This is a genomic window from Paenibacillus sp. FSL K6-1096, assembly GCF_037977055.1.
In the GTDB taxonomy this organism is placed as follows: domain Bacteria; phylum Bacillota; class Bacilli; order Paenibacillales; family Paenibacillaceae; genus Paenibacillus_AQ.
This window is the reverse complement of record NZ_CP150274.1, coordinates 5,273,728-5,298,388: the sequence shown is the minus strand read 5'-3', so window position 1 is coordinate 5,298,388 and position 24,661 is coordinate 5,273,728. Positions and strand designations below refer to the sequence as shown.

Sequence of the window (24,661 nt, the reverse complement as noted above, 5' to 3'; positions counted from 1 at the left end):
GGAAAACGCGCCGCAGACTGGGTTTTGACAAAAAAAGACCCACCGCCCCCAAAAAACGTTTCGTTTTTTTGAAAAAGGGAAGACTATGGGGTAGGATTTAGTTGCACGCTATATCCTAACTGCTGGATATATTGAACGTACCGATCCAACCTGTTTTTCTTGGACGTCTCATCGCCTAGTGAGACGTCTATTTCTTGGTATGACCTCTTCTCCCGCATCAGGGCATGGAGGATTCGAATCAGCAAATGCGCCGTGGCGACGTTTGCTTTTTTATCTCCTCGTCTCTTCCGGATTCGTCGAAAGAATTGGCCGATCCGGTTCGAGGAGCGAGCGTTCGCCCAAGCCGCCTGACACAACGCACCTTTCAGATGCTTGTTCCCTTGCATCGTTTTTGACTTTCTTCGCTTTCCCGCACTTTCGTTGTTCCCTGGACACACTCCCGCCCATGAAGCGAACTGCGCATCACTCGGGAACATTTCCGCGACATGCGGCCCCACTTCGGCAAAAATGGTCACAGCAGACGTCCGCTCAATTCCTGGAATGGAGTCAATTTGTTCAATCACCTCCAGGTACGGTTCTGCCTTCGCCTCGATTCGCGCTTCCAGTTCCGTGATTCTTTTCTCCAAATAGACCAAGTGGTCCCAGTGGTCTCGAATCATCTCCCGATGATGACGGCGCAACTTGCCATTGAGCGCGTCGAGTAGCTGCGGAACTTTCTTTTTTAAACGGGTTTTGACCAGGTTTTTAACGGTCACTTCGTCCACGACCTCGCCGTCCATGATCTTCTGGAGCAGGCCCCGTCCCGTAACCCCATAGAGATCGGACATAAAGGTGGTTAGTTTGATGTTGGCATCCTGCAGGATTTTGTGAATGCGGTTTTTCTCCGCCGTCACCGCCTGCACCATCTTACTCCGGTAACGAGTCAAATCCCGCAAATCCCGGATGTCCTGTTCGGGCACCATACTGCCTTCAATGAGCCCGCAACGGTGCAATTGCGCTAACCAGCGCGCGTCTTGCATGTCCGTTTTTCGACCCGACGTATTCTTTACCCGCCGGGCGTTGGCCAGGACGAGGTCACAACTGCCCTCTAAGATGTTCCATACCGGTTTCCATAACACGCCGGTGCTCTCCATCACCACTTCCCGGCAGCCGTGTTCACTCAGCCAATCTTGCAGGCCGAGCAATTCTTTGGTTGTCGTCCCAAACGTTTTCAGGTGATATTGGGGTTTCTGTTCGATCGGTCCTTTTAACACGCAGGCTACAACGGTTTCCTGATGCACGTCCAGACCGGCGCAACACATACGTACAGCATCCATTCCTACCATCCTCCATCGTCAGTTTACAAATCATGCGCTCGAGTGAGTGTAATTTAATACACGTACTTTTGGGGGCTACAATAGGCGATGCTCGAAAAGCGCAATAGAACGGTTTTTCGAACGGGGTGGGTCCCAGTAACCGTTTCCGCCCTTTGATTTGTATATGTAAGTGTTGACGACTACAGCCTCATTTAGAATGGATGCGACGGATGCCAACCACTTATTTTCATTCCTGGGGGTGACAAGGCCTCTGCCTTGTCATGCCTGTTTTTCGATTATATTTGGCCCGCGCGCCCACGCAACGCCGAATGTAGTCGGTTTTTCGATTATATTTGGCACGCGTGCCCACATAACGCCGAATGTGGTCGGTTTTTCGATTATATTTTGGTTCACGTGCCCACGTAACGCCGAATGTGGTCGGTTTTTCGATTATATTTGGTCCACGTGCACACGTAACGCCGAATGTATTTGGTTTTTCGCATATAAAAAGCCACCCAGTCCGCGAGTTCGCGAAAGACCGGATGGCTCCAAATTTAAGCTATAGGCAGTACGCTCCACAGCGAGCTCCGCACTTCTCTAGCTGACGAACAGCGGGACCAGTTGAATGCCCTCTTGCGGCGAGATCCGCACCAGCCCTTTATCGGAGATCCGCAGGGTCGGGATAACGGCCAGGGCCAGCAGGGACAGGGTCATGAAGGCATAGTTCAGCGTGCAGCCCGCATTGTACAGGGCCTTGCTGATCGCGGCGGACTGGGCCGCGGCAATCTCGAACGGCTCCGCTGACATCAGTCCGGCGATGGCCAGCGGGAACAGGGTGGTTCCCGCAGCGGTAATCACCGCAACGCCGCCCTGCGCCTCCGCCACGGCGGACGCAGCCACTGCCATCAGTGCATCGTCGTTGCCGATGACCAGCACATTATGGCTGTCATGGGCGACGGTCATCGCGATGGCTGCCGGCTCGTGGAAGCCGATGCCCTGCACCACGCCCACCGATTTGTTGCCGGTTCCCTTGTGGCGCTCCAGCACGGCGATTTTGCACAGTTCGCCTTGAACCACCAGCTTCGATTCAACCACCGGCAGATCAAGGATCAGCTCCTCTGTCTCCACATGATTCTCAATCACCCGGATGACCCGGGTGGCGAGAACCCCCTCCTCAACCGGAGCGTGGATCACGAAGTCCTCCGGCACCGGAGGCTGGGCCAGATGCACAGAAGCCAGCACCTCATCCGGGTAGGTGTAGCGGCTCAGTTCGGTTATCATCTGCCCGTTCTCCGCCACAACAACACCGGCTGCGATTGTCGTAACAACATTTACATCCGCCAGATTTCCGTCCAGCAGGATGATATCCGCACAGGAGCCGGGAGTGATGGAGCCGATATCGCGAGCGACGCCGAAGCGCTCGGCGGTGTTGATCGTCGCCATCTGGAACGCCGTGACCGGCTTCACGCCCTGGGCGATGGCATGGCGCACCACAAAATCCATGTGGCCTTCATCACGCAGCGATTCGGAGCTGCGGTCGTCGGTCACCAGCATCATCCGGCGCGGGTCCAGGCCATGCTCGGTATGTGCGGTGATCGTCTTGGCTACGTCGTGCCAGGCGGAGCCGCGGCGCATTTTGGCATACATCCCCAGACGTACGCGCTCGATAACATCCTCCGCAGTCACGCACTCATGGTCGCCGGTCACGCCTGCCGCAGCATACACCGGAAGCCGCCAGTCATCGGACGGCCAGGTGAAATGCCCGTCAACATACCGCCCCGCCCGCAGCGTGGCCTGGATTTCACCAATCATCTTCTCATCGCCGTAGACTACGCCCGGGAAGTTCATCACTTCGCCCAGCGCAATGACATCCGCGCCCCAGGTGTAAGCCTCAGCCACTTCCTCCGGCCCGATAGAAGCGCCGGTGGTCTCGAATTCCGGCCCTGCTGAAGGAACGCACGAAGCGACCTGCATATAGGCAGCCAGCGGCGTGCCGCGCATCTCCTCCAGCATCAGCTTCACACCCTTCAGCCCAAATACATTGGCGATCTCATGCGCATCGAAGAACCCGCCGGTCGTCCCCAGCGGCAGCACAGCCCGGGCAAATTCCGTGACCGTCAGCTGCGTGCTCTCGATATGGCAATGTCCGTCGAGCAGACCGGGAGCGATGTATTTGCCGGCGGCATCAATCACCTTCGTGTCTTCACCGATGGTATGGGAGACATCCTTGCCGACATAAGCGATACGTCCGCCCTGCACCGCAACAGACATTCCGTCCAGAATCTCCCCCGAGCATACATTGACCAGCTTGCCCCCTGTAATCACCAGCGAGGCCTTCCGGTCGCCGCGGGCGGTAGCCACAAGCTCCGGCACACAGTCGGCCAATGGTTGTCTTGCAAATGTCATCCTGTACACTCCCTTCCAGGTATAATCTCTAAATTTTCTAAAAAACGGCCTTACGTCCCTCCCGGGCCGCAAGCCGTTAACTGAACATTGTATGCTATTATCTACCCTCTGTCTCATATACGTCAAGTGCCGCCTGAACCGCCTCACCGGCAGGCACCGCATATCCGTGGCGCATAAGCACGGCCTCCAACGCCCCGAGCAGGCGCAGCACATTGTTCTCACGGCAGCTGAAGCCCATCGTTCCGATCCGCCAGATCCTGCCCTGCAGCGGGCCGAACGAGCTGGCGATCTCAATGCCGAAGTGATGCAGCAGCATGGAACGGACAGACTCCCCGTCGATGCCCGGGGGAATCAGCACACAGGCAACTACGGTCAGCTTGCTCTCCGCATCGCCGTACAGCTCCAGGCCCATCGCCGCCAGACCGGCGGTAAGGGCGCGCTCATGGAGCCGGTGCCGGGCGTGACGGGCTTCCAGACCTTCCTCCAGCACCAGCCGGAGACCCTCGCGTAAGGCATAGAGCATGGAGGTCATCTCCGTATGATGGTTCAACCGCCCGGGGCTCCAGTAGTCCTGCAGCATGCCCAGGTCGAAATAGTTGCTGCGGATCACCGGCAGCTCACTTGCGGCACCGGCGCCGCTCCGCAGGCCCCGCTCGACCTGCTTGCGCTTCAGCAGCTTGGCCTCAGCCCGGCTGTTGTACGTGACCGGAGCCATCCCCGAAGGAATGGACAGGCATTTCTGCGTTCCGCCAACCACGGCGTCCAGCATCCAGGCATCCGTCTCCACAGGCACTCCGCCGATCGTGGCTACTGCATCCACAATCAGCAGGGCGTCCTGCTCCCGGCAGGCCCGCCCGATCTCCGCCAGCGGCTGGACACGGCCGGTGGAGGTCTCCCCGTGGACGATCGCCACCACATCGGGCTTGAAGCTGCGGATCGCTGCGGTTACCTCCTCCGGCGCGAAGACGCTGCCCCAGCGCGTCTCGATCGTATGCACCTCAGCGCCGCAGCGCTCAGCAATTTCATGCAGCAGATGCCCGAAGCGGCCGAAAATGGGGATAAGCACCCGGTCTCCCGGCGCAATCAGGCTGACCATCACCGCTTCAATCCCGGAGCGCGAGGTGCCGTCTATGGGATAGGCCCACTGGTTCGTTGTAGCGAACAGCTGCCGCAGCATTTCCATCGTCTCATTCATCATATCTGTAAATTCGGGATCAAATTGCCCCAGCACCGGATAAGACATGGCCCGCAGCACGCGCGGGTCCACCTCAACCGGGCCCGGGGTCATGATACACCGTAAGGACGGCGACAGATCCTCGTACCGCTTCATGCCTCTCTCCCCCTTCGGTATGCAATGGCTCTACGTAACCGTATCTCCATTATCTGTATACGCTAATCTATATAACATGGCCGTCAAAACCTCCAGTCCGGCCGTGAGGTCCTCCGGTGAAGTGTATTCCTCAGGCGAGTGGCTGATTCCTGCCCGGCTGGGCACGAAGATCATGGCAGACGGGCAGCGCGGGGCGAACAGCTGGGCATCATGCCCCGCCCCGCTGACCATACTCCTGTAGGGCTTCCCCTGCTGACGGCAGATATCCTCAAGCGCTGTGCACAGCCCCTGATCCATCGGGGCCGGAAGGGTAGCGAGGACAGGCTGCACCGCAAGCGTCAGCCCGCGCCTGCCGCTAAGCTCGGCGAACTCCGCCAGCAGAGCGGCGCAGAAGCGCTCCAGCGTCTCCGCTTGGCTGTGCCGGATATCCAGCGTGAACTGCACCTCGCCGGGGATGACATTCGGCGTGCCCGGATAGACCTCCAGCCTTCCGGCTGTCGCTACCAGCGGGTCCCCTTCAGCCACAGCAGAGCGTTCCAGCGCCAGCAGCAGCTCTGCCGATCCGGCGAGGGCATCCTGCCGGAGGCTCATCGGCGTTGTTCCGGCGTGATTTGCTGTCCCGCTGACCTTCACAAGATACCGCCGCTGCCCGGCGATGGCCTGCACCACGCCGATGCTCCGGAAGGACCGCTCCAGCGTAATCCCCTGTTCAATATGCAGTTCCACATAAGCGGCGATATCGCTGCGCACAGCACTGCCTGTGAACCCGCGCCCGCTCTCCGGTTCAACCGAAGCGGCTGCGGCCGGCACTTCATCGATAAGCCTGCGGCCGAGCGCCGCATCACCAGCGTCACCCGCAAGCCCTGCAAATTGGGCATCCCGCACTGCCGAGACGCCAGCTCCCAGACCGCAAGCTGCCATCGCCTCCGCCAGTGTGATTTCCTCTGCATCTGCATAGCCCGCAGCCTCACTACCGTTATAGAGCCCGGTTACATTCCCCGAGCCCCAGAACGTCAAGGGGAAGCGGCTGCCCTCTTCCTCGCAGAAGGAGACTACCTCAAGCGTCCGCAACGGCTGACCGAAGGCCATCCGCAGGTAATGCAGCGCGGTAACGGCAGCCGCCACACCATAGGCCCCGTCATACCGCCCGCCGTTCACCACCGTGTCGATATGGGAACCGGTCAATATCACCTTCCCATCCGGCTCTGACCCGGTTAATCTTCCGTAGACGTTGCCCACCTGATCCATCCGTACCTCAAGACCAAGCTCAGCCATTCTCTCCTGCAGAAAATGCTGCGCCCCGCACCACTCCGGCGTATACAGCAGCCGGGTCACACCAGGCCCCGGGGCGCTGAAGGCGGCCAGCTCAGCCAGCAGCCCCAGCAGCTCCCCGGCCGCTTCTTGCGGGAGCGGCCGCTTCATAGGTCCGGCTGGCTGTGCGCGGGCCGCAGCCACTCCCCTCCGCCGCCGTGAACAATCCCTTCCCCGGCGGTATAAACAACCTTGCCCCGGCAGAGTGTAGCCGTGACCTTGCAGGACAAAGTCATTCCGGCATAAGGGCTATGCCGGTGGCGGTACAGCAGATCCTCCGCCCGCAAAGTATACGCGGCATTCGGATCAAGCAGCACCAGATCGGCATCCAGCCCTACGGCGATAGCGCCTTTGCGCTGCTCCAGCCCAAACCGCCTGGCCGGCTGCCCGGACAGCAGCGCGGAGATCAGCGTCACCGGCAGGCCGCGCACCTGCACGCCTTCGTGGAACATCAGCTCCAGGCTGCTCTGCGCCCCGGAGATCCCGCCCCAGGCCTCGAAGAAGCTCAGCTCCGGTGCAAGCTTCAGCTCCGGCGGGCAAGGCGAATGGTCTGATGCGATCAGATCCACCCGGCCCGCTGCCAGCGCCGCCCACAGCCGCTCCCGTTCCCCGCTGCTGCGCAGGGGCGGGGCGCATTTGGCCAGCGGCCCCAGCGTCTCCATGCTGTCCTCATCCAGAATCAGATAGTGGGGGCAGGTCTCTGCACTAACATTCAGGCCGCGCTGCTTCGCCTGATGAATCAGCTCCAGCGCTGCCGCTGTGCTGATGTGGACAAAATGCAGCGGGCACCCGGTCCGCTCACTGTACAGCAGCGCCCGCGATACCGCCTCCAGCTCCGCTTCCGGCGGACGCGAGGCGGCGAAATCGCGGGCACTGCTGCGCCCTGCGCGGAGGGCAGCCGCACCCAGCACGGAGGTGATTGCTTCACTCTCCGCATGAAGGGCGAGAATGCCGCCGGCGGCAGCGATCCGCTGCATCCCCTGATACAGGGTATCATCGTCCACCTCGCGGAACCGGCCCTCCCCCTCACCTCCGGGATTGGAGATGAACGCTTTGAACCCGGCAACGCCCGCTGCCGCAAGTCCCTCCAGCTCCTCCAGATTGCCGGGCACCAGCCCGCCCCACAGCAGATAGTCCACGGCCGAATTCCCGGCCGCGGCCTCCGCCTTCAGGCGGAGCGCCTCAAGATTCACCGTCGGCGGGTTCCCGTTCAGCGGCATATCCGCATAACAGGTGCAGCCTCCGGCGGCAAGGGCGGCCGACCCGCTGCGGAAGCCTTCCCAGTGGCCCAGTGCCGGTTCATTGAAATGAACATGCATATCAATCATGCCGGGCAGCACATATTGTCCGGCCGCATCCATAACCCGGGTATCCGGCGAAGCCTGGAGCGCTTCGCCCAGCGCTGCGATTCTGCCGTGCTTCACCCCGACGTCCAGCCTGCGGACCTCTCCGGGCAGCACCACCTCGCCGTTTCTGACAATCAGCTCATAGGCTTCATCCTTCATAATCGGCCACCTCCGGTCCTGAAATATAGACACTCCTTAACTGCCGCGGTACGTGCTGTATCCTCCCGGTGCAACCAGCAGAGGAACATGATAATGCGCAGAGGGGTCCGACACATTGAAGCGGATCGGAATATGGTCCAGGAACAGGCTTACAGATTCATCTCCCGCCCCATCCACGCGCAATTCCGCACCACCCTGAACGCCCCGGAAATAATCACCGGCCATGAATATGATCTCGTAGCTTCCGGCCTGCATATCTTCACCGGATAACAGCGGAGCCTCCAGCCTGCCATCCTCATTCGTGACTGCCTGCCGCAGCAGCACAGGCTCCCCGGCACCGAGCCGCCAGAGCTGGAGCGACAGGCCTGCGGCCGGTCTCCCCTGTGACAGATCCAGCACATGGGTGGTCAGCCGCCCGGTCACTTCCGAAATAGACATAAGCCTCCCCTTCCTCCTGTTATATAGAGTGAACTTAAGAATCTAACTTGCTGTATGGACGAAATCCTTGCTATGCAAGGGGTTTGTTCATCTGCGGTCCATCATTCTTAAGTTCATCTTATATAGAATGCAGTGCCCGCCGCTATTCCGCTCCCAGCAGATCCTCCAGCCGGAACCGGGTAATGCGGCCGATCTCCAGCAGGGCCTGCGCTCTCTCCGCCTCCGCGCTGCGGCTCACCCGCTCACGTATAGCGCTGATAATATCCTCTTTATCCTTTCCCTTCACAGCGAGTATGAACGGGAATCCGAATTTGGCGGTATAGGCAGCATTCAGCTCTGTCAGCTCCCTGAATTCCTCCGGGGCCAGCCGGTCCAGCCCGGCCCCCTGCTGCTCTGCCGCCGACAGCGGGCTGACCGCCAGCCTTGTCGCCAGATCCGGGTGGGCTCTCAGCAGCGCAAGCTGCCGGTCATCCTCCGCAGTCCCGGCCACATCCTTCATAGCGGTATGCAGCTGCTGCACCGTACTGAACGGCCTTTTGGCATAGGCGCCTTCTGCCACCCAGGGTGAATGCTCGAAGATTCCGCCGAGGACCTTCACGAAATCCGGCTCAGTCATAACATTAATCTGTTCCAGGGTCAATCTGCCTGACGGGGAATTCATAGACGTGCCTCCCTTCATCTAATATTCTCAGATGCACCATGCCACCACAGTCTCCGGCTCAGAACCGCTGTTCCCGGATATAAGGCGTGCCCAGCGCCTCCGGTGTGCCGGAAGGCTTGTTGCGGTTACGGTAGCCGAGATACATCAGTACGAGGATGGTGACGATATAAGGAATCATTTTGAGAAAATACGGCGGTACCGCACTCCCCAGCAGCTGAATACGGAAGCCCAGCGAATCCAGCGCACCGAAGAAATAGGCGCAGAAGAGGGCGCGCAGCGGATTCCATCTGGCGAAAATCACCAGACCGACAGCGATCCAGCCCCGCCCGGCGGTCAGCCCTTCATTCCAGGTCGGCGCATAAGCCAGCACCATGTCGGCACCAGCCAGGCCGATCAGCGCGGCTCCGGCCGTAATATAGCTGTAGCGGATGAGCTGCACGCGGATGCCCATAACGTCCGCAGTGGCCGGATTGTCGCCGACCGCCCGCAGATGCAGGCCCCAGGAGGTATGGTGAATCAACAAATGCAGCAGAACCACCAGCAGCAGACTGAGCCAGGCCAGCACATCCATCCGTCCAAAAATCTCCCCGATCACCGGCACCGACTTCAGCGCCCCCAGATCCAGCTTCGGCGATGTGCCCGGCAGCGGAGCCCCGCTGACCGGCTTGCCGAGATAGGCGCTAAGCCCGCTGCCGAACAGGGTCATGGCCAGCCCCGACATCGTCTGGTTCGCCCTGAGCGTAACGCACAGGAAGGAATGAACCAGTCCCAGAAGCGCGGTAACCGCTACGGCGGCAAGCAGCGCCAGCACCAGATTGCCGCTGCGGATGTAGACGATACAGGTCGTCACCGCCCCCATCAGCATCAGCCCCTCTGCCCCCAGCTGAATGATTCCCGACCGTTCGGTCAGAATCCCGCCCAGGGTCGCCAGCAGAAGCGGTGTTCCGGCGGAGATGGCGGCGATTAATAACTGTGTAGTGAAATCCATAGGTGAACTCCCTTCTCTAAGCGTAGGCTGCTAAGCGCTCCGGCGGATGCGGAACCGGTGGATCATGTCGCCGGCAATCAGGAAGAACAGAATCGCCCCCTGCAGCATCTCCGATATGGACGAAGGCAGCCCGATAGTCTGGACACTGTAGCCGCCGACGATGAGGCCGCCGAACAGGACCGAGGTGACAATGAGCCCTAGCGGATTCAGCTTGGCAAGCCAGGCAACGATGATCGCGGTATACCCGTAGCCCGGAGAGATGCCCTGCATCAGCTTATGCGTAACCCCCGATACCTCCGCCATTCCGGCGATCCCGGCCAGGCCGCCGCTGATCAGCATCACGATAATAATATGCTTCCTGATGTGGATTCCTGCGTAGCGGGCTGCGGTCGGATTCGCTCCGATCAGCCGCAGCTCATACCCCCAGCGGGTGAACCGGATCATCAAATAATAGATAAGAACCGCTACCAGACCGAAGATCAGCCCGATATGCAGCCGGGTGCTGCCCAGCACCGGCAGGGATTCAGCCGCCGTGAACATCGGGGAGCCCGGAAAGTTGAAGCCCTTCGGGTCCTTCCAGGGGCCGAACACCACATAATCCAGCGCCAGCAGGGCTACATAATTCAGCATCAGGGAGGTGATCAGCTCGTTGACGCCGAAATGCGTTCTCGGAATGGCCGTCATCAGCCCCCACAGTGCACCGGCAGCGGTACCGAAGACCAGCATCAGCACAATGGACCAGAAGGACGGGAGGCCGGGAAAATAAATCGTAACCGCCGTAGCGGCCATAGCCCCTACCGTCAACTGGCCTTCGGCCCCGATATTCCACACGGAGATCCGGTAAGCCACCGCGATGCCAAGGCCGCACAGCAGCAGCGGAATCGCCTTGACCATCGTCTCTGTGAAGCCGTAGGAGGTTCCGAACGCTCCGCGGAACATTTTCTCATAGACCACCAGCGGGCTCATGCCGTTCGCGGCAATGAATGACGCACATAGCAGGAGGGCCAGAATAACAGACAGAACAGGGGTCCACCAGGGGGAGCGGGTCCGGCTTGCATCATACTCCAGCCGCAGGGAATACCATTTCCCGCTGCGGTCCTTCGCAGGCTCCAGTACAGCAGAATTGCTTCCAGGCTTCAGGCTCATACCGCACTCCCCTCCCTGCTGCGGATTCCGGCCATCAGCAGGCCGAGCTGTTCCCGGTCCGCCTGCTCATGGTCGCTCTCCCCGATGATCGAGCCGTTGTACATGACCAGAATGCGGTCGGATAATTGCAGCAGCTCATCCAGATCCTCCGAGATCAGCAGCACCCCGCTGCCTGAGCCGCGCAGCTCCATCAGCAGCTCATGCACCCCGGCGGCCGCGCCGACATCCAGCCCCTGGGTCGGATGGACGGCCACCATCAGCTTCGGCTGATGGCTGACCTCGCGGGCGAACAGCAGCTTCTGCTGATTCCCGCCGGACAGCTGCTGCACAGGGGTATCCAGCTCCGGCGTCTTCACATTGAAGCGGCGGACCAGCTCCTGGGACCAGGAGCGGTTCTTTGCCGCCTTCAGGATGCCAAGCCGGGAATGCTCCCCGCTGCGGTAGGATTTGAACAGCAGATTATCGACCGAGCCGAGCCTTCCGGCCAGACCGCTCTTCATCCGGTTCTCCGGCACATGCGAGATTCCCGCATCAATCGCTCCTCTGACGGAGGCCGTAGTCACCGGATTGCCGTCAAAATGAATCTCGCCTGCCTTCCATGTCCGCAGCCCGGTCAACACCTCTGCCAGCTCCTTCTGCCCGTTGCCTGCCACCCCGGCGACACCTACAATCTCACCTTCACATACGGTAAGCGACAACGCGTCCAGCGCCTTGCGTCCATGATCCGCTGCCACCGTAAGGCTCCGGACGACCAGCAGCGGCGCTCCCGCCGTCTGCTCGCGCTCCTGGCGGCGGATCGTCACCTCTCTGCCCACCATCAGCCGGGCCAATTCCAGCTCGTCTGTCTCCGCTGTATTCAGCGTGGCAATCATCCGCCCCTTGCGCATGACGGAGATCCGGTCCGAGGTCGCCATGACCTCTTTCATTTTATGCGTGGTCATGATGACCGTCTTGCCCGCCTGCTTCATTACCCGCAGCGTTTCAAACAACTGCTCCGCCTCTCCCGGCGTCAGCACCGAGGTCGGCTCATCGAGAATGATGATATCCGCGCCGCGGTACAGCGTCTTCACAATCTCCACCCGCTGCTGCTCCCCGACAGACAGCTGCCAGATCGGGCGGTCCGCCGGGAATTTCAGCCCGAAGCGCTCACCAAGCGCTTCTATCTCCTCCTGCTTGCTTCTGCGCCATTTGCCGCCGCGCCAGAATGACGATTTTTCGCCAAGCACGATGTTCTCTGCCGCCGTTAAGCTCTGCACCAGCCTGAAGTTCTGGAACACCATGCCTACGCCGAGAAGTGCCGCATCCTTCGGGGAGCGGATTCGCACCGGCCGGCCATGAAGAAGGATCTCACCCGCATCCGCCCGGTACACCCCTGACAGCATACTCATGACCGTGCTTTTGCCGGCCCCGTTCTCGCCCAGCAGCGCATGAATCTCACCCGCATTTGCCGCAAAATCAACATGATCGCTGGCCGTCACCGCGCCGAATGTCTTCACGATACCGCGCATTTCAACCGAAGGGTCCTGCATCACAAGACGCTCCTTCCCTGATAGTTATAGTACGGGTGGGGAAGGCTCCGCCGCTTGCGGAACCCGCCCCACCCATAAGACGAGCTGTATGAAGCTGTAAGGTCAGGTTATTGCGGAATCGTGCCTTCGACGCCCTTAGCCAGCCAGTTCATGCCCAGCACCTCTTCCAGCGTCAGCTTTTGGCCGTCCTGAACCACTACATTCCCCTTGTTATCCGAGATTGGTCCAGTGAATACTTCCAGCTCTCCGCTGATGATCTTGGCCTTGGCGTCTTCCACCAGCTGCTTCACATCGTCCGGCACCTTGTTGCCGAATGGCGCAAGCTCAACCATGCCGTCCGCCATATCGCCGGAGTACTGCTCGCTTTTCCAGGTTCCGTCCATCACGGATTGCACAGCCTTCACATAATAAGGGCCCCAGTTCCACACCGGATTGGTCAAATAATTGTCCGGCGCATACTTGCTCATATCCGAATCGTTCCCTCCGGCAAAAGCTCCCCGTTCCGCTGCCGCCTGAAGCGTCGCCGGTGAATCCTGATACGCCAGCAGCACATCCGCTCCCTTATCCAGCAGGCTGATTGCCGCCTGGCGTTCAGTCGCCGGGTCATACCAGGTATTCGTCCAGACCACATCCACCTTGATGTCCGGGTTCACGCTTTGCGCCCCCAGGGTGAAGGCGTTCAGGTTATAGATGACCTCGCTGATCGGGAACGCGCCTACGTAACCCAGATGGTTTTTCTTGGTCATTTTGCCGGCTGCAATTCCGGTCAGATAGCTGGCCTGATAGTTCTTGCCGAAGTACGTCCCCATGTTCTCGGCCGTTTTGTACCCGGAAGCATGGAGGAACTTCACATTAGGGAATTTGCCGGCTACATTCAGGGTGAAGTCCATATAGCCGAAGCTTGTAGTGAAGACGATGTCATGCGACTGGGCCAGCTCGGTGATAATCCGCTCCGCATCGGCGCTCTCCGGCACATTCTCTACATAGTCCGCTTTGATGCCAAGCTCCTTCTCCATATAGAGGCGGCCCTGATCATGCTGATACGTATATCCGCCGTCCCCAGGAGGCCCGATGTAGACAAAAGCCACCTTCGGCTTCTCCGCCGCCGGCTCGGTTGTGGCCGCTGCCCCGCTGTCTGCCGGAGCATCGGTTGCCGCAGGCGCTGTAGCCCCCGCCCCGTTGGTACCTGTTGCCGTGTTATTGCTGCCGCAACCCGCCAGCACCACCGCCAGCAGGAACATGGCAAGCAAGCTGAATGTGAAGACCTGACCCCTTTTTCTCATAATTCTCCTCCTCCAGAATATCTCTTCTAATGGCCTGAACCATTAATGTATCTCTACTATACTGAGGAGGAGGCGTTACGTAAATTTATATAACATAGCTTTGGCTCTTTGCTGAAGAACGGCCGCCTGTTTTGTGCTTAATGCACGAAGCTGGTTTAAATTATAGTTAAAATACGTGATTTATTCTGACATGACGCTACTTGAGCTGTTGTGCGAAACTCCCTGTCCCTGGCAGCTCTGTCCGGATGGAGGCCGGTGCGGTCCCCTGTTCCAGTTGGATGCCCTTATACTCCGCAGACCGGATCATGGCGGCTATGCCCTCCTCCTCATCCAGCGCCTGAAGTCCGGCGAACAGCGGCTTGGCGAACAAGACAGGCTGCCGCTCCCCCTCCGGGGAACCCGCTACGTAATCCGCTTCCGGGTGCTGCCCGTAGGTACGGATCAGCCGGCGGACAAGCTCAGCAGAGAAAAACGGCTGGTCCGCTGAGGCAATGACTACAGCATCAGGCTGCAGCGGGGAGACGGCATTCAGGCCGCAGCGCAGCGAGAAGGACAGGCCCAGATGGGCAGTCAGACAAGTCTCGACCCGGCGGGCGCCTCCGTCCTCCCCGGCAGGCGGCAGCCAGCGCAGCGGATCATCTGCCCGGACCACCACAACCAGCGGTTCCAGTCCGCACCTCTCCAGCTCCCCGAGCATCGCGGCTCCTGCGGAGCCTGCCCCCGGCCGGTTGCGGTTCAGAGAACCTTCAGAGGCCCCTGCCCCCATACCCCGGCCTGCCGCCAGATAGATTCCGGCCACTTTCATCGTTCTCCACTCCTTTGTTTGATGGGATCTGCCCAGGCTGGCCGCTATTCGCGTTCCAGCATGCTGCGGAAGAGGAAGACCAGCTTCAGCTTCATGAGATCATTGATTTTTTTGAAATCGACATCCAGCAGCTCGCTCAGCTTCTCAATCCGGTAGGTCGCCGTGTTGCGGTGAATGTACAGCTTCTTGGCGGTCTCGTTCACATGCCCGTCATTCTCCAGATAGACCTCCAGCGTATGAAGCATCTCCTTGACGTATTCCGGCTCCCGGCCAAGCAGCCCGCGCAGGCTGCCGCTGCAATAACGCTCCATCGCCTCAGCCGGAATCCGGTTCAGCAGCAGCTCCAGCTCCACCTGGCGGTAATGCACCACGTGACCATGCGCTCCCCAGTGCCGGGCCATGCCCATACATTCCTTCACCTCGGCAAAAGCTTCCTTCAGCCCCTCCGGCTTACCTTTCACATTGCTCACGGCCGCCCGCGGATAATACCCTTTATTGAAATTCAGTCCGGCAAAGCATTCATTAATCATGTCCCTGAACTCCCCGGGGGAGCAGGAAGCGGCGGGATACAGCGACAGCAGCCCTTCATCCATCAGGAAATGGATCGCCTCCAGCCCATTCAGTCCGGGGTGGGCCGAATACTCCTCCTTCAGGCGCAGCAGCTCTCCCTGCCGGGCTTCCCCCGCAGCGCCCACATCGGTCAGCACCAGCTGATACGGGGCTTCCAGCAGCGGGATATTCAGCCGGAGCGCAGCCTGGGCCAGCTCTGTATAGCGCAGGTCATCGTTCAGATAGCGCCGCAGCAGCCCGCTGAATTCCCGGTGTCCGGCCTGCTCGTAGTAATCCTCAAGACCTGCATGGATATGATAGGCAATCAGCTCCGCCCCCTGGACGAACAGACTCTCCTCCACGGACAGGAGCAAGGGATCAATATCACAATACTGCAGATAGCCCAGGCATTTCCCCGCCTGCAGCAGAGGCATCCGGTAAGCCGTACCTCCGCCGAGCCGGACGCGCTGGCTGCGCTGCTGCCAGGGCCAGCCCTCCAGCAATTCCTCCCCGGAGTACCCGGAGCTGTTAAAAAGGAGGGTTCCCCGCGTACTGATGACAGCCAGCGGATAGCCGATCACCTCGGCGACAGACTCCAGCAGCGGACGGCTGCGGGCACTGCGGAGTGCGAAGCGCATCAGCTCGCGCTGCTTCTCCATCATACGCTGCAGTACACTGGTGCTGCGCGACAGCTCGGCGCGGAACAGCCCGTTCATCTGGTCGGAGAAGGTGAACTGGAACGGAAGCTCGATGAGCGGGAAGTTCAGCTCCTCTGCTTCAGCGATGAGCGGCTGGGGCACAGCATCCCAGAACCGGCCCAGCTTAATCCCCAGCCCCGCAGAGCCGCGGCGGTTAAGCGTCTGGAGCAGCGCCGAGGCCTCATCCGGGCTGTCTTTGATCAGATAGGCTGTGGTCAGCAGCATTTCCCCTTCTTTGATCCAGTCCGAGATATCCGGGGCATCCATCACATTGATCGATTTGACAATCCGGTGCTTCCCCTTCGAGCCTGCAATCAGCCGGGCTTCGGATAAAGGATAAATGGACAGCGCTTCTTCTACGGTAAGATGCATGACCATCCCTCCTTCTTTGCTTTTAAGGTTGTGTGAATATCGATTTCCTTGTGTTACTTTATGTAACATTATAGATAAAATGAACTGCTTTGGGAAGATGAAATTTCATAAGTTATATAAATTACGTCATATAAAGTAACACGAAACAAACATCAACCCTAAAGGAATGGCAAAACTGTAAATTTGTTAAACCGGAGCTTTGATATAATGGACCAAGCTGGAAGAATGGGTGAAGGATGAGGGTGGGGATCAGGCTTGTATGGAGCAGCATAGTTGCTATTTTTGCAGGATTTCTTAGTAATGTTACTGGCTGTTGATCCAATGTTGCATCATTTGCAGGATTTTCGGCGTTTAGAGTAACTTAGCGCTAGCTTTGTTGCAGTTTATGCAGGATTTCAGCATAGGCGGCTTCTATTTGGGCAGCATTGTTGCACTTCCTGCAGGATTTTTCTATAAATGTTACTCGGCTGTAGAGCATTAGCCTCCTCCCTCATCGCAGTTGCACGCATTGCTCTGATTGTGTTCGGTTTTTCACATACATTGGGCCTGTACGCCTTCACCCGACGCATTGTGTTCGGTTTTTCGCATACATTAGGCCTGTACGCCTCCACCCGCCGCATTGTGTCCGGTTTTTCGCATACCCAGCAACGCAAATAACCCTAATTCTCTTGGCATAGAGAACTAGAGCTTGAACAAGGAGATCCATTTATGTATCGCAAGAGCTTTACAGCACTGTTCACTGTAATCTTGACCGTGGCAGCGTTGGCAGCCATCGTTGTGGTCATCATCTCTAAGTCATCGGCTGTACCGCCATCTCCCGCCAACAGCAACACCTTGCCGTCAGCACTGGACCTGGTGGATCAGGATGGCAATCCCGTTCATCTGGAGCTGAGCAGTCTCCCCTTGTACGAGCAGTACCTGGAGTCCAGCCGGGATATCCCCGCTGAAATCGCGCGTACTCAGGCCGAGACCCTTCCTCTGTCCAGGCCGGAGCGCTTCCTCCTGCTGAAATACAATTGCGGGAACAAGCATTGTGACACGAATCTGGTTAGAATGGCAGAGCCGGAGAGCGGCAGCCCAACTATCAGCATCGGCTTAGCGGGCGGAATCTATCAGGACTTCCAGCTGTCCCCGGACGGTAATTCCGTCCTGCTGCGGTTTGCTTACAACGAAGGCGGCACGCTCCTCCGCCACATACTGATCGCTGCCGAGCTGCGGAAGATGGAACTGCTCCCGGCTGCATCTGCCACCTTAGCTGATACTTACATGCACACCCCTAACTGGCCGATTGTAAGCTACCGGTGGATCAGCAATCAGCAGTTCCGGGTGGAACGCCCTGACCTGGACTCCGCTGAGTACCAGGCTGTGCAGCAGTGGAGCAGCTTGGACCATCCGCCGGTCAGAGCCATCGACATCCTGTTGAAGACGGGCACCCGTTAAGCGGCCCGGCCTCCAGCTACTTCCAGATCTCCTGAATCCATGACAGGAGCTTCAGGTCTTGTCCATGTCCGCCGATGACGGACAGTCCCAGCGGCAGTCCGCCGGGGCCGGGCACTGGCAACGTAACCTGCGGCAACCCGGCCAGCCCGGCGATGCAGCAGAGCCGCATCGCTCCGCTGCGGTTGCGCTCCAGCTGGTCCGGCGCTGCGCCGCGCAGCGGAGCCGGACCGGGCACAGTCGGAATGACGAGGCACCCGTCATTCCCAAGCAGCCGCCGCAGCCGCTCCGCGACCCTGCGGCGCAGCCCGTCGGCCCGGCGCTGATCCGCGCCGGCCAGCCCCGCCGCCCAGGCGAAGCGGGCGGCGATATCGGGCCCGAAGGCCGGCCGCTCCCGGCCGATCCATCCGCCATGGGTCGCCCAGATCTCGGCGCCCTGCAGCTCGCGGAAGGCATCCATCCAGGCCTTCAGCCCTTCAGGGGCAATCACGGCTTCGGCAGCCTGCAGCGAAGCCCCGGCCTGAAGCTGCTCCAGCGCCCGCTTCAGGAAGACGGCGCTGTCCGGCTCCGCAAGCGCCCAGCATTCCGGCGGCACGAACATTCGTGCCAGCCCGGGGCCAGCGACAGCCGCTGACCTGCCTGACCGCTCCGCCCGTTCCCCGCCGTCCTGGGCACTCCCGTCACCTCCGCTGTCCGCTCCCGCCTCCAGCACACGCCAGTCCCAGCCACTGTACGCCCCCGTCAGCAACACACGACCATTCCCGCCACTATCCGCTTCTTCCAGCAGCACACGCCCGGCCCTGCCATCTTCCACCCCCGCTTCCAGCACATGCACGTCCCCACCACTATCCGTCTCTCCCAGCAGCACATGCACGCCCCTGCCACTATCCGCTCCCGCCAGCAGCACGCGGCCCACCTTAAACAGCAGCTCCGCGCTGCCTGCAATCCAGCCGACCGTATCGAAGCCCGGAGCCAGCGGAATGACGCCTTCCAGCGGCACCGCTCCGTGCGTCGGGCGGAAGCCGAACACGCCGCAGTAAGACGAAGGGACCCGCACCGATCCGCCGGTATCGGTCCCCAGCGCGAAGTCCACACTGCCCGCAGCTACCGCCACCGCTGATCCGCTGGACGAGCCGCCGGGAATCCGGTCTTGCCCGTGCGGATTAACCGGAGTGCCGTAGTGGTAATTCTCCCCACCTAGGCTGTACATCAGCTCATCCGTATGAGCCGCACCCCGCAGATCGGCCCCGGCCTCCAGCAGCCTGCGCACAGCGGGCGCATGATCCGCCGCCGGCTCATGGGTGCGCAGCCAGTCCGGATTGCCGGCGGAAGAGCGGTGCCCGGCCACCGCGAAGACATCTTTTACCGTAAAGCTCAGGCCCTGTAAGGGACCTCGCCCGCTGCCGGGAACCTCAAGCTCCGGCACCCGGAAGGCGCCGTGATGATTATGTAGTGCCAATGCTGCCGCCCCCTTTCTCCCGGAATACCGTTCCTCTCTGCTCTGCACCGGCTGCCCCAAGCGGCTCACCATCCAATGGCCGCTCCGTCACAGCGCGGGTCCGTCCCTCCGCTGCGGTAACCGCCCCTATCGATCGCAATGGCATGGGCATGGCCCATAATCCCGTCGTAGCTCCCGGCCTCCCGGACCAGATGCCCCGCTTCCGCAAGCTCCTCCCGCACCGTCTGCGTCACCCGGCTCTCCACCTTGAGCTCCTGTGTAGGCTCGCCCCAGGTTCTGCCCCAGACGAAGCGGGGCTCATCCACCGCAGCCTGCGGGTCCATCCCGTAATGCAGCATCCGCGTGAGCAGCAGCGTCTGGGTCTGCGGCTGTCCTTCCCCGCCTTGCGTACCGTAGAGATACACCGGCCTGCCCTCCCGGCAGGCCATCGCCGGCATGAGCGTGTGGAACGTCCGCTTGTGCGGCTCCAGCGTATTGACATGGCCGGGATCGAGCGAGAAGAAGGACCCCCGGTTCTGGAGGAGAATCCCCGTATCTCCGGCGGTCACACCGGACCCGAATTCAAAATACAGGCTCTGAATGAACGACACCGCATTGCCCTCACCGTCCACTACAGCGGCATATGCCGTATCCCGGCCTACCGGCTCGGCGGGTGAAGCAAGCGCCCGGCGGGGATCAATGGATGCCGCCAGCTCCGCCGCATACGCCTTATCCAGCAGCCGGTCCAGCGGTACCGGGCTGAAGGCAGGGTCGGTCAGGTAGCGGTCCCGGTCACGGAAGCTCAGCTTCAGCGCTTCCACCAGCAGATGATAATATTCGTAGGAGCCATGCTCGATATCTGCAAAGTTATAATGCTCCAGGATATTAAGCGCCATCAGCGCAGAGAAGCCCTGCGAGTTGGGCGGGGCCTGATAGACGGTATGCCCGTGATATTCCGTGCAAACCGGCTCCTCCCAATTCCCCCGGTGATCAGCGAAGTCCTCCCGGGTCAGATAGCCTCCGGCTGCGCGCATATACGCGGCGATCTCCCCGGCGATGCGGCCTGTATAGAAGGCATCCCGGCCGCCCCCCGCCAAGGCCCGCAGCGTCCCGGCCAGCTGCCGCTGCACGAACCGCCCGCCCGCCGCCGGCACCCGGCCGCCGGGCAGATACACCGCCGCCGCTTCCGGGGACAGCGCGGCTCCGGCCAGGACGCTGCCCCCGTGCTGGTCCGGGGACAGCGGGAAGCCTCCGGCGCTGTAGCCGATAGCCGGCTCCAGCACCTCGGCCAGAGTCAGCCGCCCATACTCCCTCTGGACGGCTGACCAGCTGTCCGCCATTCCGGGAACCGTAATGGCGCTGCGCACCCCACGCCGGGGAATCGCCTCCTCCCCGGCATAGCAGTCCCTGCGGACGGCGTAGCCCGAGCGTCCGCTGCCGTTGTAGGCCCGTACGCGCCCTTCACCCGCGCAGTACGTCAGCCAGAACGCATCGCCGCCCAGCCCGGTCATATGCGGGTAGACCACCGCCAGCGCAGCGCTGACGGCCACCGCCGCATCGAAGGCGTTGCCGCCCCGTTCGAGGATGCGCGCGCCCGCTGCCGACGCCAGATAGTGGGGGCTGACCACCATCGTTTTCGTTCCGGTCACAGGTCCTCTGGCCATGCCGGCCACCATCCTTTCCCTTCATAGCGTTCAAGTTAGTGCCATTTAACCGCACGCCCGCACGCCCTGTCAACGGATTCCGCAGCCCCGTACAGCGCCTGCCGCCATTTTTGTGAACCATGCACAAACTTTCGGCTGAAGCGTTCCGCCAGCCTGTTACTTCAGAATGTATTGCGACAGCACACTCTGCACCTCGTAGATATTGACCGACTTGTTGAAGGTCTTCTTCAGCGGCAGCCCCGCCCCCGAGATATACAGGCACAGCTCCGCATCCAGATCGAAATGCCCGGCCGTCTCCACGGCGTAATGGGTGATGCTTTTGTAAGGAACGGAATGGTATTCGGTTTTCTTGCCGGTCATCCCCTGCTTGTCTACGAGAATCAGCCGTTTGTCCGTGAAGATCAGCATATCCCGGATCAGCTTGTAGGCATGCTCAACCGTTTCATGCGGAGTCAGAATCTGGCTGTATTCCTTCTGCACCTCCCCCGGCGCAACCTTGCTGGCATTTCCCAACAATCCGTTAAAAATCGCCATCGCTCTCCTCTTTTCCCCAGCCGTCCGGCCGGCAATATCGCTGCTGCCTCACTTCATACTACTTGCGTTCCGGTGCATTTATGTCCAGGGAGGCGGATTCCCTCTTGCTTCTTTGCTTGTTTTTGGGTACACTGATCTATATTTATGTACAAAAGGAGGTGTAGGAGAATGGATCACAATGTGACCAACAGTGTTAGCTGCCGGCTGATTAATATCATGTCTGGCATCATTCATGTTATGGCCAACAACGGGAGAAGTCTGTCCATTTACATGAACTCAATAACACTACAACATTGTGAAATGCCTTTCTCGCCTACACTTCAACGGATGCTATAACCCGAAGAATTCTCAGGCCGCAGGGATATTTCCCTGCGGTCTTTTTGTATGCGGATAAGCGCATTTCCCGTAAAGGAGAATAACCATGATTATCTCATGCCAAAATATTCAAAAATACCACGGTGCCCAGCTCGTCCTCAGCGACGTCACCTTCGACATCCGCCAGGGCGAGAAAATCGGCCTCATCGGCCGCAACGGCACCGGCAAAACGACCCTCTTCCATCTGCTCAGCGGAGAGGAGCGCCCGGATCAGGGGCAGCTCTCGATCCGCCGGGGCAGCGTCATCGGGCTGCTGGCCCAGATTCAGGAGGCGGACGACAACGAGACCGTCTATGCGGTCCTCCAGCGCAGCTTCGCCGAGCCGCTTCAGTGGCAGCGCCGCCTGCGCGAGCTGGAGCAGGAGATGTCCGCTCCCGGAGCGGGTGAAGACGAACGGGCCTGGGACCGGCTGCTGAAGGAATACGGCACCTTGCAGGAGAAGTTCGAGGCTGCGGGCGGCTATGAGATCGAAGCCTCCATCCAGCGGATCGCAAGCGGACTCGGGATTGGAACCGATCAATATGATCGCCGGTTCGCTTCACTCTCCGGCGGGGAGAAGACCAAGGTCGGCCTGGCCGAGCTGCTGCTGCGCCGCCCTGATATTCTGCTGCTCGACGAGCCGACCAACCATCTGGATATGGAGGCCATCGAATGGCTGGAGCAATTCCTCCAGACCTATGACGGCACCGTCCTTGTCATCTCCCATGACCGCTATTTCCTGGATGCCGTAGTCAAAAAGGTCATTGAGCTTGAAGACGGCGAGGCGTTCACCTACCATACGAACTACAGCGGCTACCAGGTTGAGAAGGAAGCGCGGCTGCTCCAGCAGTTCGCCGACTATCAGGAGCAGCAGAAGAAGATCAAGCAGATGCAGGAGAGCATCAAACGGCTGATCGAATGGGGTAACCGCTCCAATCCGCCGAACCCCTCCTTCCACCGCCGCGCCGCTTCGATGCAGAAGGTGCTCGACCGGATGGTTAAGGTGAAGCGGCCAATCCTGGAGCGCAAATCCATGGATCTGCAGCTCCAGCAGGAGGACCGGACCGGCAATCAGGTGGTCATCCTGGACCGGGTCAGCAAGGCCTACGGACCGCGGCAACTCTTCTCGGCGGCCAGCGATATTCTGAGATACGGGGAGACCACCGCTCTCATCGGCGGCAACGGCGCAGGCAAAAGCACCCTGCTGAAGATTATCCTCGGCCAGGAAGCGCCGGACAGCGGCAGCTGTACGCTGGCGTCCAGAGCTGTGGTCGGCTACCTTGCCCAGGAAGCCGTGCCGGAGGAGGGCGGGCAATCTGTCCTGCGGTATTTCCGCGAGGAGGCCGGGCTGGAAGAAGGCGAGGCCCGCGGCCAGCTGGCCCGCTTCCTCTTCTACGGCAGCGATGTCTTCAAGAGCATCGCCAACCTCTCGGGCGGGGAATGGACCCGGCTGCGCTTCGCGGTCCTGATGCACCGGCGGCCGAATCTGCTCATTCTTGATGAGCCGACCAACCACCTGGACATTGATTCCCGCGAAGCGCTGGAAGAAGCGCTGGAGGAATTCCCGGGTACAGTGCTGGCTGTCTCGCATGACCGTTATTTCATTAACCGCTGCTTCGGCAAGCTCTGGAGCATCGATCATGGCCGCTTCTCCTCCTTCTCCGGGAACTACGAATACTACAAGGAGAAGCAGGCCGAGCGTGCCGCGCAAGCCCAGCAGCAGGCGGCGGCAGCACCAGCTTCCGCATCATCCGCAGCCGGTAGCACCCGGTCCCGGTCTGCCCAGGCGGCAGCCCCGAAAGCTGAAGGCACCGCCGCTGCTGCCGCCGCGCCAAGCCGCAAGCCGCGCCCGGCCGCTGCCTGGGAGCAGGACATTGCCGCTGCGGAGTCGCAGCTTGCCGGGATTGACGCGCAGATGCTGGACCCGCAGCTGGCCAGCGACGCACAGCGGCTGGCTGAGCTTCATGCAGCACGCGAAGCTGCGCAGCAGAAGCTGGATGAACTTTACAGCGGCTGGCTAAGCGAAGCCGAAAGCTGACAGCGGATCTTTTAATCTTTTGAATCTAATAAAGAGGTGACCATAATGACATTAACCCCGCAGATCACGAAATATTGGGAATCCTATCTGGTTCAGCATCCGGGAGCGGCGGACCGGTTCGACAGTGCCTGGGCATTCGGGGACAATCCCCGGCTGGCCGATGAATTGCTTGCGCTGGTCCTCAGCGGAATCAAGACCGGAACGGCACAGAACTATGAGCTGATTGAAGCAAAAGGAATTCCGTTGCCCTTCATTGGCGGGCTGTCCGTCCTGCTGGACAGCGAAGGCCAGCCGCGTGCCATTGTTGAAACAACGAAGGTTGAGGTGGTTCCCTTTGGCGAAGTAACAGCGGAATTCGCCTATTCAGAGGGCGAAGACGACCGCAGCCTCGAATCATGGCGGCATGAGCATAAAGTGTACTTCACCCGGGAGCTTGAGAGCGAAGGGCAATCCTTTGACCCGGACATGCGGGTCATCTGTGAGAACTTCCGGCTGGTGCATGTCAACCGGGACCTGTAATCCGCAACAAATCAAAAGGCTGCTTCTCCGACAGGAAGAAGCAGCCTTCATTGTATAGGTACAGGTTGATATTAAGTTATACAGCTTCTGCGGACAGGACTTAGAACTTCCAGATCCCCGTAATCCAGCCAATCAGCGAGATCCATAAGGGAATGCTGATCAGAACCCCCCACACCAGACCGGTGGCGATATTGCCTTCTGCAGGACGCGACATACTCTCCTGAGCAAGCGGAAGTCTTAACTCTTCTTGTTCCATGCGATCCCCTCCTAAAATATCTATCGTCAAAGCAGAGGAAAAAATGTAGACCGCCTGGCCTAAAAAGATACACTTCCGGGTATTTTTTTAGATATAAAGGCTCAG

At 59.9% G+C, this 24,661-nt stretch carries 20 protein-coding genes; 3 read left to right on the top strand and 17 right to left on the bottom strand.

Features of this window, described 5'->3' with window-relative positions:
* Positions 1–83 precede the first annotated feature (83 nt).
* From MHI24_RS23525 to MHI24_RS23465, 13 genes are all read right to left on the bottom strand, one after another.
* A complete protein-coding gene (locus MHI24_RS23525) occupies positions 84–1,316 on the bottom strand; it encodes an IS110 family transposase (RefSeq protein WP_340020827.1) in 1,233 nt (410 codons plus the stop codon).
* Positions 1,317–1,892: 576 nt separating this feature from the next.
* Positions 1,893–3,701, bottom strand: coding sequence for an adenine deaminase C-terminal domain-containing protein (locus tag MHI24_RS23520; protein ID WP_340021939.1), 1,809 nt, complete (start codon positions 3,699–3,701; stop codon positions 1,893–1,895).
* A gap of 97 nt (positions 3,702–3,798) precedes the next feature.
* Entirely contained in the window at positions 3,799–5,031 is a 1,233-nt protein-coding gene (locus MHI24_RS23515; RefSeq protein ID WP_340021938.1) for an alanine--glyoxylate aminotransferase family protein, read from the bottom strand.
* 30 nt (positions 5,032–5,061) lie between these two features.
* A complete protein-coding gene (locus MHI24_RS23510; protein WP_340021937.1) occupies positions 5,062–6,486 on the bottom strand; it encodes a Zn-dependent hydrolase in 1,425 nt (474 codons plus the stop codon).
* Positions 6,450–7,847 (bottom strand): allantoinase, encoded by a 1,398-nt coding sequence (locus MHI24_RS23505; RefSeq protein ID WP_340021936.1) that lies wholly within the window; start codon positions 7,845–7,847, stop codon positions 6,450–6,452. Before MHI24_RS23505 ends, MHI24_RS23510 begins: the two co-directional genes overlap by 37 nt.
* 36 nt (positions 7,848–7,883) lie before the next feature.
* Positions 7,884–8,285: a hydroxyisourate hydrolase gene (gene uraH, locus MHI24_RS23500; RefSeq protein WP_340021935.1), complete on the bottom strand. Its 402-nt coding sequence runs from the start codon at positions 8,283–8,285 to the stop codon at positions 7,884–7,886.
* 142 nt (positions 8,286–8,427) lie between these two features.
* Complete coding sequence (uraD, locus tag MHI24_RS23495) at positions 8,428–8,946, bottom strand: 2-oxo-4-hydroxy-4-carboxy-5-ureidoimidazoline decarboxylase (protein WP_340021934.1); 519 nt, start codon at positions 8,944–8,946, stop codon at positions 8,428–8,430.
* A gap of 58 nt (positions 8,947–9,004) precedes the next feature.
* A complete protein-coding gene (locus MHI24_RS23490; RefSeq protein WP_340021933.1) occupies positions 9,005–9,934 on the bottom strand; it encodes an ABC transporter permease in 930 nt (309 codons plus the stop codon).
* 30 nt (positions 9,935–9,964) lie between these two features.
* Complete coding sequence (locus MHI24_RS23485) at positions 9,965–11,080, bottom strand: ABC transporter permease (protein ID WP_340021932.1); 1,116 nt, start codon at positions 11,078–11,080, stop codon at positions 9,965–9,967.
* The gene (locus MHI24_RS23480) at positions 11,077–12,609 is read right to left on the bottom strand and encodes an ABC transporter ATP-binding protein (protein ID WP_340021930.1); all 1,533 of its coding nucleotides are present in this window, start codon (positions 12,607–12,609) and stop codon (positions 11,077–11,079) included. Before MHI24_RS23480 ends, MHI24_RS23485 begins: the two co-directional genes overlap by 4 nt.
* A gap of 107 nt (positions 12,610–12,716) precedes the next feature.
* Entirely contained in the window at positions 12,717–13,892 is a 1,176-nt protein-coding gene (locus tag MHI24_RS23475) for a BMP family ABC transporter substrate-binding protein (protein WP_340021929.1), read from the bottom strand.
* A gap of 196 nt (positions 13,893–14,088) precedes the next feature.
* The gene (locus tag MHI24_RS23470; protein WP_340021928.1) at positions 14,089–14,697 is read right to left on the bottom strand and encodes an NTP transferase domain-containing protein; all 609 of its coding nucleotides are present in this window, start codon (positions 14,695–14,697) and stop codon (positions 14,089–14,091) included.
* Positions 14,698–14,741: 44 nt separating this feature from the next.
* Complete coding sequence (locus MHI24_RS23465) at positions 14,742–16,316, bottom strand: PucR family transcriptional regulator ligand-binding domain-containing protein (RefSeq protein WP_340021927.1); 1,575 nt, start codon at positions 16,314–16,316, stop codon at positions 14,742–14,744.
* A gap of 708 nt (positions 16,317–17,024) precedes the next feature.
* Here MHI24_RS23465 and MHI24_RS23460 point away from each other — a divergent pair.
* On the top strand, positions 17,025–17,756 hold the full coding sequence (locus tag MHI24_RS23460; RefSeq protein WP_340021926.1) for a hypothetical protein: 732 nt from the start codon (positions 17,025–17,027) through the stop codon (positions 17,754–17,756).
* A 16-nt stretch (positions 17,757–17,772) separates the two neighbouring features.
* On the opposite strand, the gene MHI24_RS23455 is transcribed toward MHI24_RS23460, so the two are convergent.
* From MHI24_RS23455 to MHI24_RS23445, 3 genes are all read right to left on the bottom strand, one after another.
* The gene (locus MHI24_RS23455) at positions 17,773–19,284 is read right to left on the bottom strand and encodes an amidase family protein (protein ID WP_340021925.1); all 1,512 of its coding nucleotides are present in this window, start codon (positions 19,282–19,284) and stop codon (positions 17,773–17,775) included.
* Complete coding sequence (gene ggt, locus MHI24_RS23450; RefSeq protein ID WP_340021924.1) at positions 19,278–20,855, bottom strand: gamma-glutamyltransferase; 1,578 nt, start codon at positions 20,853–20,855, stop codon at positions 19,278–19,280. Before ggt ends, MHI24_RS23455 begins: the two co-directional genes overlap by 7 nt.
* Positions 20,856–21,011: 156 nt before the next feature.
* On the bottom strand, positions 21,012–21,389 hold the full coding sequence (locus MHI24_RS23445; RefSeq protein WP_340021923.1) for a PH domain-containing protein: 378 nt from the start codon (positions 21,387–21,389) through the stop codon (positions 21,012–21,014).
* Between the two features lie 421 nt (positions 21,390–21,810).
* On the opposite strand from MHI24_RS23445, the gene abc-f reads away from it, so the two are divergent.
* Together abc-f and MHI24_RS23435 are read left to right on the top strand one after the other, a co-directional pair.
* Positions 21,811–23,781: an ABC-F type ribosomal protection protein gene (gene abc-f / locus MHI24_RS23440; RefSeq protein WP_340021922.1), complete on the top strand. Its 1,971-nt coding sequence runs from the start codon at positions 21,811–21,813 to the stop codon at positions 23,779–23,781.
* A 45-nt stretch (positions 23,782–23,826) separates the two neighbouring features.
* Positions 23,827–24,300 (top strand): ASCH domain-containing protein, encoded by a 474-nt coding sequence (locus MHI24_RS23435; RefSeq protein ID WP_340021921.1) that lies wholly within the window; start codon positions 23,827–23,829, stop codon positions 24,298–24,300.
* A gap of 100 nt (positions 24,301–24,400) precedes the next feature.
* Here MHI24_RS23435 and MHI24_RS23430 read toward each other — a convergent pair whose 3' ends face one another.
* Positions 24,401–24,556, bottom strand: a complete 156-nt coding sequence (locus MHI24_RS23430) for a hypothetical protein (RefSeq protein WP_238655035.1) — start codon at positions 24,554–24,556, stop codon at positions 24,401–24,403.
* Positions 24,557–24,661 lie beyond the last annotated feature (105 nt).